Annotated in this window: 14 protein-coding genes; 9 read left to right on the top strand and 5 right to left on the bottom strand. The window is 63.4% G+C overall.

What is annotated here, in order from left to right:
- Positions 1-8 precede the first annotated feature (8 nt).
- From EN861_RS24090 to EN861_RS24080, 3 genes are read left to right on the top strand one after another with little or no spacing between them, the layout of a single operon-like run.
- Positions 9-851, top strand: coding sequence for an ABC transporter permease (locus EN861_RS24090; protein ID WP_127870264.1), 843 nt, complete (start codon positions 9-11; stop codon positions 849-851).
- Positions 848-1,990, top strand: coding sequence for an ABC transporter substrate-binding protein (locus EN861_RS24085; RefSeq protein ID WP_127280705.1), 1,143 nt, complete (start codon positions 848-850; stop codon positions 1,988-1,990). Before EN861_RS24090 ends, EN861_RS24085 begins: the two co-directional genes overlap by 4 nt.
- Positions 1,983-3,137, top strand: coding sequence for an ABC transporter ATP-binding protein (locus EN861_RS24080; protein ID WP_135865981.1), 1,155 nt, complete (start codon positions 1,983-1,985; stop codon positions 3,135-3,137). Before EN861_RS24085 ends, EN861_RS24080 begins: the two co-directional genes overlap by 8 nt.
- 24 nt (positions 3,138-3,161) lie before the next feature.
- Here the strand turns inward: EN861_RS24080 and EN861_RS24075 are convergent, their stop codons facing one another.
- Positions 3,162-4,142 carry a GlxA family transcriptional regulator gene (locus tag EN861_RS24075; RefSeq protein ID WP_127870262.1) on the bottom strand — a complete coding sequence of 327 codons (981 nt, stop codon included), beginning with the start codon at positions 4,140-4,142 and terminating at the stop codon, positions 3,162-3,164.
- A 338-nt stretch (positions 4,143-4,480) separates the two neighbouring features.
- Here EN861_RS24075 and EN861_RS24070 point away from each other — a divergent pair, with 338 nt between their 5' ends.
- On the top strand, positions 4,481-5,191 hold the full coding sequence (locus tag EN861_RS24070; protein ID WP_127277663.1) for a hypothetical protein: 711 nt from the start codon (positions 4,481-4,483) through the stop codon (positions 5,189-5,191).
- Between the two features lie 54 nt (positions 5,192-5,245).
- On the opposite strand, the gene EN861_RS24065 is transcribed toward EN861_RS24070, so the two are convergent.
- On the bottom strand, positions 5,246-5,611 hold the full coding sequence (locus tag EN861_RS24065) for a hypothetical protein (RefSeq protein ID WP_127277664.1): 366 nt from the start codon (positions 5,609-5,611) through the stop codon (positions 5,246-5,248).
- A 326-nt stretch (positions 5,612-5,937) separates the two neighbouring features.
- Here EN861_RS24065 and EN861_RS24060 point away from each other — a divergent pair, with 326 nt between their 5' ends.
- Together EN861_RS24060 and EN861_RS24055 are read left to right on the top strand one after the other, a co-directional pair.
- Positions 5,938-6,378 (top strand): hypothetical protein, encoded by a 441-nt coding sequence (locus EN861_RS24060; RefSeq protein ID WP_127277665.1) that lies wholly within the window; start codon positions 5,938-5,940, stop codon positions 6,376-6,378.
- A gap of 85 nt (positions 6,379-6,463) precedes the next feature.
- The gene (locus EN861_RS24055; RefSeq protein WP_135865979.1) at positions 6,464-6,901 is read left to right on the top strand and encodes a nuclear transport factor 2 family protein; all 438 of its coding nucleotides are present in this window, start codon (positions 6,464-6,466) and stop codon (positions 6,899-6,901) included.
- Positions 6,902-6,923: 22 nt separating this feature from the next.
- Here EN861_RS24055 and EN861_RS24050 read toward each other — a convergent pair whose 3' ends face one another.
- Complete coding sequence (locus EN861_RS24050; RefSeq protein ID WP_127870257.1) at positions 6,924-8,546, bottom strand: ABC-F family ATP-binding cassette domain-containing protein; 1,623 nt, start codon at positions 8,544-8,546, stop codon at positions 6,924-6,926.
- A gap of 255 nt (positions 8,547-8,801) precedes the next feature.
- On the opposite strand from EN861_RS24050, the gene EN861_RS24045 reads away from it, so the two are divergent.
- Positions 8,802-9,116, top strand: a complete 315-nt coding sequence (locus tag EN861_RS24045; RefSeq protein WP_015316871.1) for an EthD family reductase — start codon at positions 8,802-8,804, stop codon at positions 9,114-9,116.
- A 132-nt stretch (positions 9,117-9,248) separates the two neighbouring features.
- Positions 9,249-9,560: a hypothetical protein gene (locus EN861_RS24040; protein ID WP_167531328.1), complete on the top strand. Its 312-nt coding sequence runs from the start codon at positions 9,249-9,251 to the stop codon at positions 9,558-9,560.
- Positions 9,561-9,653: 93 nt separating this feature from the next.
- Here the strand turns inward: EN861_RS24040 and EN861_RS24035 are convergent, their stop codons facing one another.
- Positions 9,654-10,778, bottom strand: coding sequence for a transporter substrate-binding domain-containing protein (locus EN861_RS24035; protein WP_245512094.1), 1,125 nt, complete (start codon positions 10,776-10,778; stop codon positions 9,654-9,656).
- 341 nt (positions 10,779-11,119) lie between these two features.
- Between EN861_RS24035 and EN861_RS24030 the strand changes: the two genes are divergently transcribed.
- The gene (locus EN861_RS24030; protein WP_127870255.1) at positions 11,120-11,608 is read left to right on the top strand and encodes an Rrf2 family transcriptional regulator; all 489 of its coding nucleotides are present in this window, start codon (positions 11,120-11,122) and stop codon (positions 11,606-11,608) included.
- A gap of 3 nt (positions 11,609-11,611) precedes the next feature.
- Here EN861_RS24030 and EN861_RS24025 read toward each other — a convergent pair whose 3' ends face one another.
- Positions 11,612-12,613, bottom strand: a complete 1,002-nt coding sequence (locus tag EN861_RS24025) for a mechanosensitive ion channel family protein (RefSeq protein ID WP_135865977.1) — start codon at positions 12,611-12,613, stop codon at positions 11,612-11,614.
- Between the last annotated feature and the right edge of the window lie 66 nt (positions 12,614-12,679).

Below are 12,679 nucleotides of genomic sequence, written 5' to 3'. Positions count from 1 at the left end.
CTTGGCGGATGAGCGGGACCCGGCGCAAGCAGGAAGGCAGATGGGCCTGGCGGCTGACCGGCTTCGTCACGGTCTGCGTCTATATCTTCATGTTCGCGCCGATCGTGGCGACAGTGATCCTGTCGTTCAACGCCTCGATGTTCGGCGGCTTCCCGATGACCGGCTTCAGCCTGCAATGGTACGGCAAGCTGATGGCCAACGACGCGGTGCTGGCCGCCTTCCGCACGTCCTTGTGGATCGCCTTGGTCACCGCCATCGTCACCACCGCCATCGGCGTCACCACGGCGTTTGCCCTGGTGCGCTTCGAATTTCGCGGCAAGCAGGCGCTGAGCACGCTGGTGATCCTGCCGGCGCTAGTGCCCGAAACAATCCTCGGCGTCGGCCTGCTGGTGCTGATCAAGGCCGTCGACCAGCCCAGAACCATGCTGCTCCTGGTGCTCGGCCATATCCTGCTTGCCGTGCCCTATGTCGTGCTGATCGCCCAGGCGCGCATGATCGGCATCCGGCGCGTCTATGAGGAGGCGGCACTGTCGCTTGGCGCCTCGCGCTTCTCGTCCTTCCGCGAGATCACGCTGCCGCTGCTCATCCCGGCCGTGGTCGGCGGCGCGCTGCTCGCCTTCACCATCTCGTTCGACAACACTTCGGCCAGCCTGTTCTGGCGGCCGGCAGGCGTCGAGACCATGCCCACCCAGATCCTTTCCATGCTCAAGATCTCGATCAGTCCGGAAATCAACGCGCTCGGCACCGTGATGATCCTGGTGACCGTCGGCATCCCGCTGATCGGCGGCCTGATCCTGCAAAGCCTGACAAAACTGAGACGACGTGGCGAACCAAAGGAGGAAACACAATGAAACTGACCACCACAAAGCGGTTGGAACGACTGCACGACCGATATGCCAATGGCGATTTGAGCCGCCGCACCTTCCTGACGCTGACCGCCGCCGCGGCAGCCTCGGCGGGCCTTTCCATGCCCTGGATGGGCCGGGCGCTCGCCGCGGTCCAGGAGGTTCGCTTCGACGGTTGGGGCGGCACGGTGCAGGACGCGATCGACAAGTTCGCCTTCCAGCCCTACACGACCAAGACCAAGATCAAGGTGGTCCAGGGCACGTTCGGCGACGAGGACGAGATCATCACCAAGATCAAGACCGCCAAGCCCGGCGACTACCAGGTCATCCATTCCTCGGGCGTCAACTATTACATCAAATATGTGAACGCCGGCCTGACCTCGGAGATCAACGAGGCCAACATTCCCAACATGGCCAACGTGCTGCAGCCGATGATCGAGCCGTTCCGCAAGCTGACGCCGAAGCTTTCGGCCGTGCCCTATGACTATGGCACGACGGGTATCGCCTACAACACCAAGGTGATCTCGCCGGAGGAAGCCAAGGAAAAGGGCGCGGCACTGCTGCTCGACAAGAAATACGCCGGCAAGGTCGGCGGCTATTCCGACATGACGACGCGCGTCTGGTACGCGGCGCTCGCCACCGGGCAGGATCCCAACAATCTCAAGGACATGGACGCCATCTGGGCCAAGGTGCGCGAGACGCGCGACCTCGCCAAGAAGTTCTGGAGCTCCGGCGCGGAGCTGATGGATCTGCTTTCCAAGGGCGAGATCGTGGTCACCGATGCCTGGTCGGGCCGCGTCGCCGCGCTGCAGGACCAGGGCCACCCGATCGGCTATCTCGATCCGGCCGGCTCCTATGCCTGGATGGAGGACATGCTGATCCTGAAGGGCTCGCCGATGGCCGAGTGCGAGGAGCTCATCAACTTCATGCTCGACCCGGCGACCTCGATCGCGGTGGCCGAGGGCCAGAGCTATCCGCCGTCGCTCGACCCGAACAAGGTCAAGCTGACCGAGAAGATCGAGAAGCTGCCGGCGTTCGACAAGACGGGCACGATGAAGTCGCTGACCTTCGCCGATCCGACCTATTGGGCGACCAACGAGGACGCCTGGACCAAGCAGTGGAACAGGATCTCCAAAGGTGCCTGACAGCCAGGACATGACATTCCATCCCCGGCCTGTCCTGGCCGGGGCAGCCGGCGCGAGCGCGGCCGCCGAGGCAGACAGCCCGGCGGTCGAGTTCCGCGACATCGACATCGCCTACGGCAAGTTCGTCGCGGTGCGCGATTTCTCGCTCTCGATCCGCAAGGGCAGCTTCGTCACCCTGCTCGGGCCCTCGGGCTGCGGCAAGACCACGATCCTGCGCTCCATCGCCGGCCTGGTCGACATTTCGGGCGGCCAGATCATGATCGATGGGCGGCGGGTCGATGATATCCCGATCTACAAGCGCAACATCGGGCTGGTCTTCCAGAGCTACGCGCTGTTCCCGCACAAGAACGTGTTCGACAACGTCGCCTTCGGCCTGAAATACCGCAACGTGCCGAAGCCCGAGATCGCCCGCAAGGTCGGCAAGGCGCTCGAGATGGTGCGGCTGCCGGGCAGCGAGAAGAAGCTGCCCTCGCAGCTGTCGGGCGGGCAGCAGCAGCGCATCGCGCTTGCCCGCGCCATCGTCTTCGAGCCGCAGGTCTTGCTGCTGGACGAGCCGCTGTCGGCGCTGGACGCCAACATGCGCGAGGAGATGCGCGTCGAGATCAAGAAGATCCAGAAGGAAACCGGCATCACCGCCATCTTCGTCACGCACGACCAGGAGGAAGCGCTCTCCATGTCGGATCGCATCGTGGTGATGAACGCCGGCGCGGTGGAGCAGATCGGCACTCCGGAGCAGGTCTATGAGACGCCGGCCACCGCCTTCGTCGCCGACTTCCTCGGCAAGGCCAACATGCTTGCCGGGACCGTGAGCAGGTCCGGCCAGGCGGTGGTGCTCGGTACCGGCCAGACGATCAGCGTGGCGTGTCCAAGGCCGCTTGCCGACGGCAGCAAGGTCACTGTCGTGGTGCGGCCGCAGAAATTTTCGGTCGGTACTGGAACGAGCGGCAACCGGCTCACTGGCCGCGTCGTCTCGGCCTCGTATCTGGGCGGCAGCGCAATCTACGAGATCGACATCGGCGGCAAGACCAGCCTCCGCGCCAACACGCCGATCACTGGCCGCGTGCTTCGCGAAGGCGAGGCGATCGACCTCGGATTCGACCCGGAGGGCTGCGTCCTGCTCGACGACAGCGGGCGGCGGATTTCCTAGACCCCGCACGTCACGTTGCGGACTTTATTGTATCATGGCTCCGCCCGGCATGCGGTTTGGATGCCTAAGATGCGTTGGCGTGATGCCGGTCTGCTGGCGGAACACGCGGCTGAAATGGCCGGCATTGGTGAAGCCGCAGCGGTAGGCGATGTCGCCGATCTGCAGGTCGCTGCCTTCCAGCAGCGACTTCGCATGATGCACCCTGAGCGCCAGATAGGCGGCCATTGGGCCGATGCCCAGTTCCGATCCGAAGAGCCGTTCGAGCTGGCGCCGCGAGCAGTTCAGGCGGCTTGCGATCTCGGCGACCGACAGCGTCTCCTGGAGGTTGCTCTCCATCAACAGCAAAGCGCGTTTCACCGCCCGGCTCGACGCACCAGGAAACAGGTCGCCCACGGGCTGCACGTCCCTGCTGCTTCTGATCCGGTCGAGGACGAGGATCTTGGCGGCCTTTTCAGCCGCCTTCTGGCCGATGAACTGGGACACGAAGTGGCCGGCAAGGTCGGCGGCGCCGGTGCCACCGGCGCATGTCGAGCGGCCCCGGTCGACGGTAAACAGGCTGTCGGCATGAGCGTTCACCTCCGGGAACCGGCTGCGGAAATCCTTGATGTGGAACCAGCTGACGGCGGCGCTATAGCCATCGAGCAGGCCGTAGCGCGCGAGCACGAAGCTGCCCGTGCAGAGCGCCGTCAGCGGCACCCCCTTGCCGGCGGCGCGCAACAGGAACGCCTCCTTCTCGGAACTCAGGCTGCGGTTGGTGTCGAGCAGCCCGCCGACCACGACGACATTGTCGAAGTCCTCCGGATTGCCGATCCCCCCGGTCGGCAGCAATTCGACGCCGCAACTCGCCCGGATCGGCAGACCGCGTTCGCCGACGATCTCCCAGTCGAACTCTATCCTGCGGCTGCGATCACCCTCATCGCCCGCCAGCCGCAGCGTGTCGATGAACAGCGACAGCGGCGACAGGGTGAAGTCGCGAACCAAGAGAAACGCAAACCGCCTGGCCATTGTTGTTCGAAACCGTCTTGTCTCAAGCTTATTCAGCCAGCACATTATCCTGGAACAGCGGACGATGTGTTTGCCAAAAGCGGCACCGGATTTCTTGCTTATCGCTGGCCGCGCAGTCCAGGGCGCCCTCCCTCAACACACCGCCTCAAGTTAATAGGATCGCCCGCCGACTCGGACCAAGTGCATTCCAAGGGTCGATCGGGCGTCGATGGGACGAGGAGAAGTGTGATCAGCGCCTCGGGAATGCGCATGGCCAGGGAACTGATTGAGCCTGATTTCGGTTGTCTGTTGTGCGAATGATCGTTCCACGGCAGGCATCTGATGAGCGAAAATGAGACATGAAAACTGCAGCCAAGCAGCGCGGCCCCCTGCGGAACATCCTGAGCGGCATCGCGGCGGCAATCGCGAAGAACGCTGGTCGCGCATCCGAGCAAGGCACGGGTACCGCGTCAATGGTCGCCGAATGGCCGCTCCCGCCGTCGGCGACACTGGGGTCCTCCATGCGCTTGAAGGGGATCGAACGCGAGGTTCGGGCCAGGCTGCCTTGGACGGTGAGGAAATTCGCCAAGGCCGAGACAGGCCGCATCGTGTTGCGCATGGTGCAGACCGACGCGGATGCGTTTCGGGCCGCCTCGGCAACCATTGCCAGGACACTGGAAGGGATCGAAGCGCTGGCCGTGCTGCCGCGCGAGGCCGAGGACATTCTCACCATTTCCTCACGCGAGCGCCACAAATGGCTCAGGGATGGTCGCCTGAAAAGCATCGGCACGCGCACCGTGAAGATGCGCGGGCGATCCAAGGCCGTGACCTTCCACGTCTTCGATCCACGGCACATCGAGGACGTTCTCGACCGTGACCTGGCGACCGCCTGGCGGGAGGAAGATGCGAAGGAAGCGTCCGAGAACAGACGGCGCGCGGCCGGCAAGGCCGCACTGACGCGAGCCGGCAAGCGGTCGGGCAACGCCCGCAAGACCAGAAATTCGGGCTCTGACGATGCGCCAAAGCTCGAAGGCTGGGACACGTTCGAGGCGGAAGGACTGCTGCGCTAGCGCAGGAAAACGTAACGATTTTCCGTCGAGGATCGTATCCGCACTCGTTCCCGGTTATGGATATTTCGCCTTGTCTGGGCCGGCAGGCCCCAGGTCGCCCTGCAATTCCTGCGGCAGCGGCAGGCTCGAACATTGCAGATGCACGTCGCGGGCGAGCCGCTTTCGCTGCTTCTGCTCCTGCTCCTTGGTGGCCGCTATGATTCCCAATCCATAGGGGCCAAGAGCGACGAATTCCCAGCCCGGATGCGTTTTTTCGCGGACCGCGTAGTCCGAAGCCGCCGCCCGGGCTTGCTGGCATTGCGGCGTCGCCCATTTCTGGTCCTGCTGCGAAAGCGAGGCTCCATAGTCGACCGGAGAGGTCGCGCATCCAGCCATCGTCGCGGCCAACGCGGACATTGCAAGCCCCATCGCAATTCTCATCCCGAAGCCTTTCCCAACCTTTGTGGACAGCACACGGAACTCCCACCCCACAAGGACATGGCCCGATGGGCAGGTCGCCGGCCAACACCGCCATTCGCCCTTTACGAAAATCGACCGCTGTGTGTCGATAGCGAAAATGTGTTCGGACACGATGTCTGGTTCGCGCCAGAAACGGTCATCCGTCGTCAGTCATCCAAAAGCCGCGATTGGATCGAAACGAAAAGTTGTGCTTGGAACCAAAGCCGGGGCAAGACTGTTCTGCTAAGACTTTGATATGCGTCGTACCAGGCCGATGGATAAGCGGCGATCTTTGAGGAGCTCTCGTCATGAAAATTTCATCCGGATTTCGTTCAATCGCCGTTGCCGCCATCGCCACCGTGGGCGTCAGCTTGGCCAGCGCCGCGCATGCCGACAGCGGCACGATCCGTTTCTCCGTCTACAAGGCGGCGTTCTTCGTCGGCGGCTCCGGTGGCGAAGGGACGTTCACCTTCCATGGTAAAAGCTATCCCATCTCGATCGGCGGCGTCTCGGGCGGCCTCGCCTTCGGCGTCTCCAAGACCTATTTCCGCGGCACCGTGCGCCACATCAGGCGCGCGCGGGACGTGACCGGCGTCTACGGCGCGGCCGGCGGCGGCGGCACGCTCGGCAAAGGCGCCCAGGTGATCGTTATGACAAACGACAAGGGCGCCCAGCTCCAACTCACGGGCAAACAGGTGGGCCTGCAGGTCAACGCCGACCTGAGCGGGCTGGCCATCTCGCTGAGATAGGAGCGTCCTTTCCCGTCCGGAATTGCGTCGAGCTGTTCACCGTTTTGTGAAACAGCGAACCGGCGGTTCAGGGGAGAGCAAGACGATGATCGCCGAAACCGAGGTCGCGAAATTCTTCGCGGCCTATGCGGAATTCTACAATGACGCGCTGTTGCCCGAAGCCGATTTGAAGGATGTCGCCGACATCTATTCGTCCGCCTTCATCTCCGTCACCCCTGGCGCGGTCATGGCCGGCGAAAACGGCAAGCAACTGATCGAAATCATGAAGAAGGGCTTCGAGGGCTACAGGACAATCGGCGCCAGGAAGATGACGTGCAAGGACGTGTCCGTGACGCCGATCGATCGAGACCACTGCGTGGCAAAGGTGCAATGGGCCGGAGAGTACCAGAACAAGAAGGCGGCGCTCATTACCATTGATTTCGAGGTCAGTTATCTCCTGGAAAGGCGTGACGGCAAGCTCAAGGTGTTCGGCTGGATCAGCGGGGACGAGCAGGCCGAATTCAGGAAACACGGACTGCTTTAGAACGGCGCCCGCCCCAACCCGCTCAGCTCCGCAGGCCCGGCGCTTCCTGTCCGGTGCGCTCGACATATTCGGTGTAGCCGCCGCCATAGGTGTGGATGCCTTCGGGCGTCAGCTCCAGCACGCGGTTCGACAGGGCGGCCAAGAAGTGCCGGTCGTGCGAGACGAACAGCATCGTACCTTCATACTGCGACAGCGCCTCGATCAGCATCTGCTTGGTGGTGATGTCGAGGTGGTTGGTCGGCTCGTCCAGCACCAGCAGGTTGGGCGGGTCGAACAGCATCAGCGCCATCACCAGCCGCGCCTTCTCGCCGCCCGACAGCACCCGGCATTTCTTCTCGATCTCGTCGCCGGAAAAGCCGAAACAGCCGGCAAGTGCCCGTAGCGGCGCCTGACCGGCCTGCGGAAAATTGTCTTCCAGCGTCTGGAACACGGTGCGCTCGCCTTCGAGCAACTCCATGGCGTGCTGGGCGAAATAGCCCATTTTCACGCTCGGCCCCCGCGCCACCGTGCCGGTGTCGGGGTCGGAGGCGCCGGCCACCAGCTTCAACAGCGTCGATTTCCCCGCGCCGTTGACCCCCATGATGCACCAGCGTTCGCGGCGGCGGACCTGAAAATCGAGCCCTTCATAGATGGTGCGGCTGCCATAGGCCTTGTGCACGTTCTTCAAGGTCACGACATCCTCGCCGCAGCGCGGCGCCGGCTGGAACTCGAAATTCACCACCTGGCGGCGCTTGGGCGGCTCGACGCGGTCGATCTTGTCGAGCTTCTTCACCCGGCTCTGCACCTGCGCGGCATGGGAAGCGCGCGCCTTGAAGCGCTCGATGAAGGCGATCTCCTTGGCCAGCATGGCCTGCTGTCGCTCGAACTGCGCCTGCTGCTGCTTGTCGGCGATCGCCCGCTGCTGCTGGTAGAATTCGTAATTGCCGGAATAGGCGGTGAGCGAGCCGGCATCGATCTCGACGATCTTGTTGACGATGCGGTTCATGAACTCGCGGTCGTGCGAGGTCATCAGCAGCGCGCCGTCATAGCCCTTCAAAAACTGCTCAAGCCAGATCAGGCTTTCCAGGTCGAGATGGTTCGACGGCTCGTCGAGCAGCATGACGTCGGGCCGCATCAAAAGGATGCGGGCCAGCGCCACGCGCATCTTCCAGCCGCCCGACAGCTTGCCGACATCGCCGTCCATCATCTCCTGGGAAAAGCCGAGACCGTCGAGCACTTCGCGCGCGCGTCCGTCGAGCGCATAGCCGTCGAGCTCCTCGAAGCGGTGCTGCGCCTCGCCATATTTTTCGATGATCTCGTCCATCCGGTCGGCCTGGTCGGGATCGGCCATCGCGGCCTCGAGCTCCGCCATCTCGGCCGCCACCTCGCTCACCGGTCCGGCGCCGTTCATCACCTCGGCCACCGCGCTGTGGCCCGCCATGTCGCCGACATCCTGGCTGAAATAGCCGATGGTGACGCCGCGATCGACCTGCACCTGGCCCTCGTCGGGCTGCTCCTGGCCGGTGATCATGCGAAACAAAGTCGTCTTGCCGGCGCCGTTGGGCCCGACAAGGCCGATCTTCTCGCCCTTCTGCAGCGAGGCCGACGCCTCGATGAAGACAAGCTGACGGCCATTCTGCTTGCCGATGTTTTCAAGTCTGATCATGATAGTTCCGGGAGGCTCAAGCCGAATGGAAGGGATTTGCCCGCGCCCTTACGCGAATGACAGTGCCGGGGGAAGAGGCAGAAGCGCCGCAGCGGGTATGCGCGAACGGGGGCGCGCCGATAGGCCGCCCAAGGTCGGCTTTCCAGCCGCGCAGTCAAAAATCATTCGCTTGTCGAAATCCACCTTCGTCGAACGACTTTGGCGCGGCGGCCCGCACGGCCCGACCAGCAACGCCAACAGGACAGGACCATGGCAATGGCCAAGATGCTCGTGATCTACAAAACCCCGGCCGATCCGGCCGCCTTCGACCGGCACTATTTCGACGTTCATATACCGCTGGCCAAAAAGCTTCCCGGCCTGCGGCGCTACGATGTCAGCAGGCGGCCGATCGTCAAGCTTTCGGCGGGCGAGATGCCGTATCTGGTGGGGACATTGTATTTCGACAGTCTCGACGACATCCGTGCCGCGTTCGCCAGCGAAGTCGGCGTTGCCTGTGCCGCCGACCGGCGGATATTGGCCCCAGGCGACGACGATCTGACGATGCTGCTGTTCGACGCCGACGAAGTGTGAACCCGGCCTCCAGACACACTTCAGAAACAAGATTCAACATCCGGGAAAAACTGGCGAAAAGATCGTCTGCGATAACCATCCCGTGGCGGCCGGGCTGCGGCCGCCAGACAACGCAACGGGATCTCGCCTGCAATGCAACGACGTTCGGCCGGATGGATGGGTGCCCTGACGGGCATGTCGCTTGCCATGCTTGCCGTCGCGCAGTCGGGCGCGGAGGCGGCGGTCACCCGCAGCGAATATTGCAGCCGGCTCGGTCTTCAGCTCGACGGCGCCATCCGGACCAAGGCCGAACCCGGCGCCAGTGCGAGCCAGATCGCGCAGGCGACGGCACTGCAGGACAGGGCGAACCGGTTCTGTGCCGAGAGCAAGCAGGCGCAAGGCATCCGGACTTACGCCAACGCCCTGAAGCTGCTTGGTGTGACACCGGTCGACCTCAACCAGTGACGGCAACCATCATCCCAGAAAACCAGTCTTAAAAAAGGGCGGCTTTTCTTGCGCGCAATGCCGCGAGCGGTCCGCCCTTCTCATGCCGACAGCCTATTTCTCGCCCAGATACTGGAAGACGGCCTGTTTCCACCAGTCGCTTTCCAAGGTTTGCAGCAGGGCGATATCGAGCGGCTTGCGCAGCCGGCTGCCGAGCGGCAGTGCGATGGCATATTGCTGCTGGTCGAACGTCGCGTCGAGGACCTGCAGGCTCGCGCCATAGTTCTGTCCGACCAGCCAGCCAAGCAGCGGCTTGTCGTGGACCAGCGCATCGATCTTGCCGGCGCGCAGCGTGTCCAGGCCCTGCTGGACGGTGGCAAAGTCCTGATGCCGGATATGGGTCGAATCCAGATAGGACGCGGTCGAGGAATTCCGCACGGCGCCGACCCTGACCGTGCCGAGGTCGCTTTCGCCCTGCACCATGCCTTCCATCTGCGTCACGGTCAGCACCGATGTGACGCCCGCGGTGAACACCGCGATGGCGATGATCGATCCCATCATCCAGAGCGCGGCGAGCACGCGTCCCGGCACGGTTCGCGGACCGAAATCGCCTGTGCTGGCCTGGGTCGCGGCGATCGTCGACCACCACATGCTGGAAAACAGGCCCTTGGCAACGCCGCCGCCGAAATCGTCATTGTGGCGGCGTTCGAACATCCAGATCAGCACGCCGACCACGACCGAGATGACGATCAGCGCCAGCACCGCCTGCAGGAAGCCGAACGAGGTCAGCGCGCGCAAAATCGGCCGCCACGACGGCTGGCTGTTGAGCGGTGTGGCGATGCCGAGCCCGGTCGTGAAAAAGGGCTGCGTGAAGTCGACAGTCTTTTCGCGGTCGGCCGTGACCGTGATCGCGGCCATCGCCACATCGAACTTGCCGCCGACAACGCCATCGATCTGGTCCTGCACGCTAGGCACTTCGACATAGTGGAAGCGCAGGTTGAGCCGCCCGGCTATTTTCTGCCAGAGGTCGATGCTCAATCCGGACCAGGTGCCGTCCTGCAGCTTGAAGGCGAAGGGCGGCGCGACCTTCATTCCGACCGATATGTCCTTCGATGCCACGTCCGACGGCAAAGGCAGGTCGGCGGGCGTTTGTGTCTGGGCGACGGCGGCGCCCGCCCCGACACACGCGGCCACGGCCATGATGATCAGCGCCATCAGCCACGAAGCAACACTTCTCAACAGCACAACTCCCGGCGACCAGTTGCGCCGCGCGATCTGATCGCGGGCTCGAAAAGGTAGCCGCCATGCCGCCCTTCGTCCACCCGCCATGTCAGCGGGAGACGATGCGCCATCGGACCCGGCTACCCCGTCCATCCCTACGGCATCGACCCGCATTCCGGCGCTTAGGCCCTGTACTTCCAGCCCCCGGGATAGCGCCGTTGCGCCTATCACGCCAACAAGCCGCCTTGGGACGACAACGGCTGAACCCTCCCACCAGAACCTGTCTGTTTACACCATGGCAGAATAGGGATATTTCATATCCTTAATAGAGTTGGTCGGCATCGACCCGGAACCCGTGGATGATCCTGAAAAGCCAAGTCGAATGGGCACTGCACTGCTGCGCCATTCTCGCCGGTCTGCCCGAGGGACGCTATCTCTCCACAAAGGCGCTTGCCGAATTCCACGGCCTTCCCAAGGAATATCTTTCCAAGGCGTTGCAAAGCCTGTCGCAGGCAGGCCTCGTTCATACGACGCTCGGCCCTTCGGGTGGATACCGGCTGGCACGGACACCGGCCGAACTGACCTTCCTGGACATCGTGGAGGCGGTGGAGGGCAAGGCGCGTACGTTTGTGTGCAGCAACATCCGTGCAAACAACCCGTGCCGCCCTCAGGGCTATTGTGAAAGCGGCCCTTGCGCGGTGTCGCGCATCATGTGGGAAGCCGACGAAGCCTGGCGGGCAAAATTGCGCGGTGTCAGGCTTTCCGACCTCACCGAAGCGCTGGCGCAGGAGATTCCGGCGGAGCTCTGGAAAAACAGCTTCGAATGGGTACTGGAGCGCGCCGGGTGAGCATTAACGCATGATCCGCGCCAGCGGCTGGCCTGCCGTCGCCGGCGGCATGATGGCGTAGCTTTGGGGCGACATCGCAAGCGACAGGCCGTTCGCCTCGCAATGACGATGGACAAGGTCGATCACCTCGTTCCTCGCAAGCAACCGGTCGCCCGGACCGGCGACGCAAAAAAGCAGGTCCATCCCGATGGCCGCCGCGTCGATCTCCTTGAGCGCGACAAGCGGTGCCGGCTCCTTGACGATCCGTTGGCAGTTCCGCAGAGCCGCATGCATGGCCTCCTCGATGACGTGCGGCGCGTGCGTGGCCGCAAGCCGCACGGCCAGGGTCAATTGCTGCCTCTCGTCGGGACGGCTGAGATTGGTCAGGCTCAGCTTCGCCAACACGCTGTTTGGCAGGACGACGATATTGTTCGCACCCGTAAGCAGATGCGTGGAACGCCAAGTTGTCTCGACGACACGTCCTTCCGTGCCGTCGCTCAGCATGATCCAGTCGCCGAGCGTGAAGGGTTGGCCCAGCGTCAGCGCAATACCGGAGAAGACGTCGCCAAGCGTATTCTGCAGCGCAAGCCCGACAATGATCGCAACCACGCCCGACGTTGCCGCCAGCGTTCCGATGGGAGCGCCAAAGACGAAGCCTGTTATCGACAGCGCCACGCCGAGATAGATGGCGGCGACGACAAGGTCCTGGAGCAGGCGCGCCTCTTGCGGTCGGTGCTCCAGAACGATGTAAAGGCGCACAAAGCCGACAAGCGTCCAGGCAAGATGCGTCCACCAGAGGACGCGCGCCGACTTCGCCAGATATGCGCCGGAGCCTTGTAGATCCGCCTCGCCCATCCAATGCGGCAGGATATCGCTGAAGCCGAGCACCGCCGTCATGCCGGCGAAGAACAGAATCTGGACGATCAGGCGCCCCATGGGCCGCCCACGGCCCTGGAAATACCACACGGCAATGCCGACGAGCCCCAGAAGGTTGATCAGGACCAGAGCCAGATGATCGCCGAACATGGGTCCTCCGACAGGATTGAATTTGCTGGCAGGGCCCGCCGCCAGGAATGGCGTCCGGCCGCTTGC

It is taken from the genome of Mesorhizobium sp. M8A.F.Ca.ET.218.01.1.1 (assembly GCF_004791165.1).
Lineage (GTDB): Bacteria > Pseudomonadota > Alphaproteobacteria > Rhizobiales > Rhizobiaceae > Mesorhizobium.
The sequence above is the reverse complement of the archived record's forward strand: the minus strand, read 5'-3'. Positions and strand labels throughout refer to the sequence as shown.

Bases quoted from the DNA above. Each gene is read 5' to 3' on its own strand.
- EN861_RS24090 (WP_127870264.1), top strand. From the start codon at position 9: ATGAGCGGGACCCGGCGCAAGCAGGAAGGCAGATGGGCCTGGCGGCTG.
- EN861_RS24085 (WP_127280705.1), top strand. From the start codon at position 848: ATGAAACTGACCACCACAAAGCGGTTGGAACGACTGCACGACCGATAT.
- EN861_RS24075 (WP_127870262.1), bottom strand. From the start codon at position 4,142: ATGGCCAGGCGGTTTGCGTTTCTCTTGGTTCGCGACTTCACCCTGTCG.
- EN861_RS24070 (WP_127277663.1), top strand. From the start codon at position 4,481: ATGAAAACTGCAGCCAAGCAGCGCGGCCCCCTGCGGAACATCCTGAGC.
- EN861_RS24065 (WP_127277664.1), bottom strand. From the start codon at position 5,611: ATGAGAATTGCGATGGGGCTTGCAATGTCCGCGTTGGCCGCGACGATG.
- EN861_RS24060 (WP_127277665.1), top strand. From the start codon at position 5,938: ATGAAAATTTCATCCGGATTTCGTTCAATCGCCGTTGCCGCCATCGCC.
- EN861_RS24055 (WP_135865979.1), top strand. From the start codon at position 6,464: ATGATCGCCGAAACCGAGGTCGCGAAATTCTTCGCGGCCTATGCGGAA.
- EN861_RS24050 (WP_127870257.1), bottom strand. From the start codon at position 8,546: ATGATCAGACTTGAAAACATCGGCAAGCAGAATGGCCGTCAGCTTGTC.
- EN861_RS24045 (WP_015316871.1), top strand. From the start codon at position 8,802: ATGGCCAAGATGCTCGTGATCTACAAAACCCCGGCCGATCCGGCCGCC.
- EN861_RS24040 (WP_167531328.1), top strand. From the start codon at position 9,249: ATGCAACGACGTTCGGCCGGATGGATGGGTGCCCTGACGGGCATGTCG.
- EN861_RS24030 (WP_127870255.1), top strand. From the start codon at position 11,120: ATGATCCTGAAAAGCCAAGTCGAATGGGCACTGCACTGCTGCGCCATT.
- EN861_RS24025 (WP_135865977.1), bottom strand. From the start codon at position 12,613: ATGTTCGGCGATCATCTGGCTCTGGTCCTGATCAACCTTCTGGGGCTC.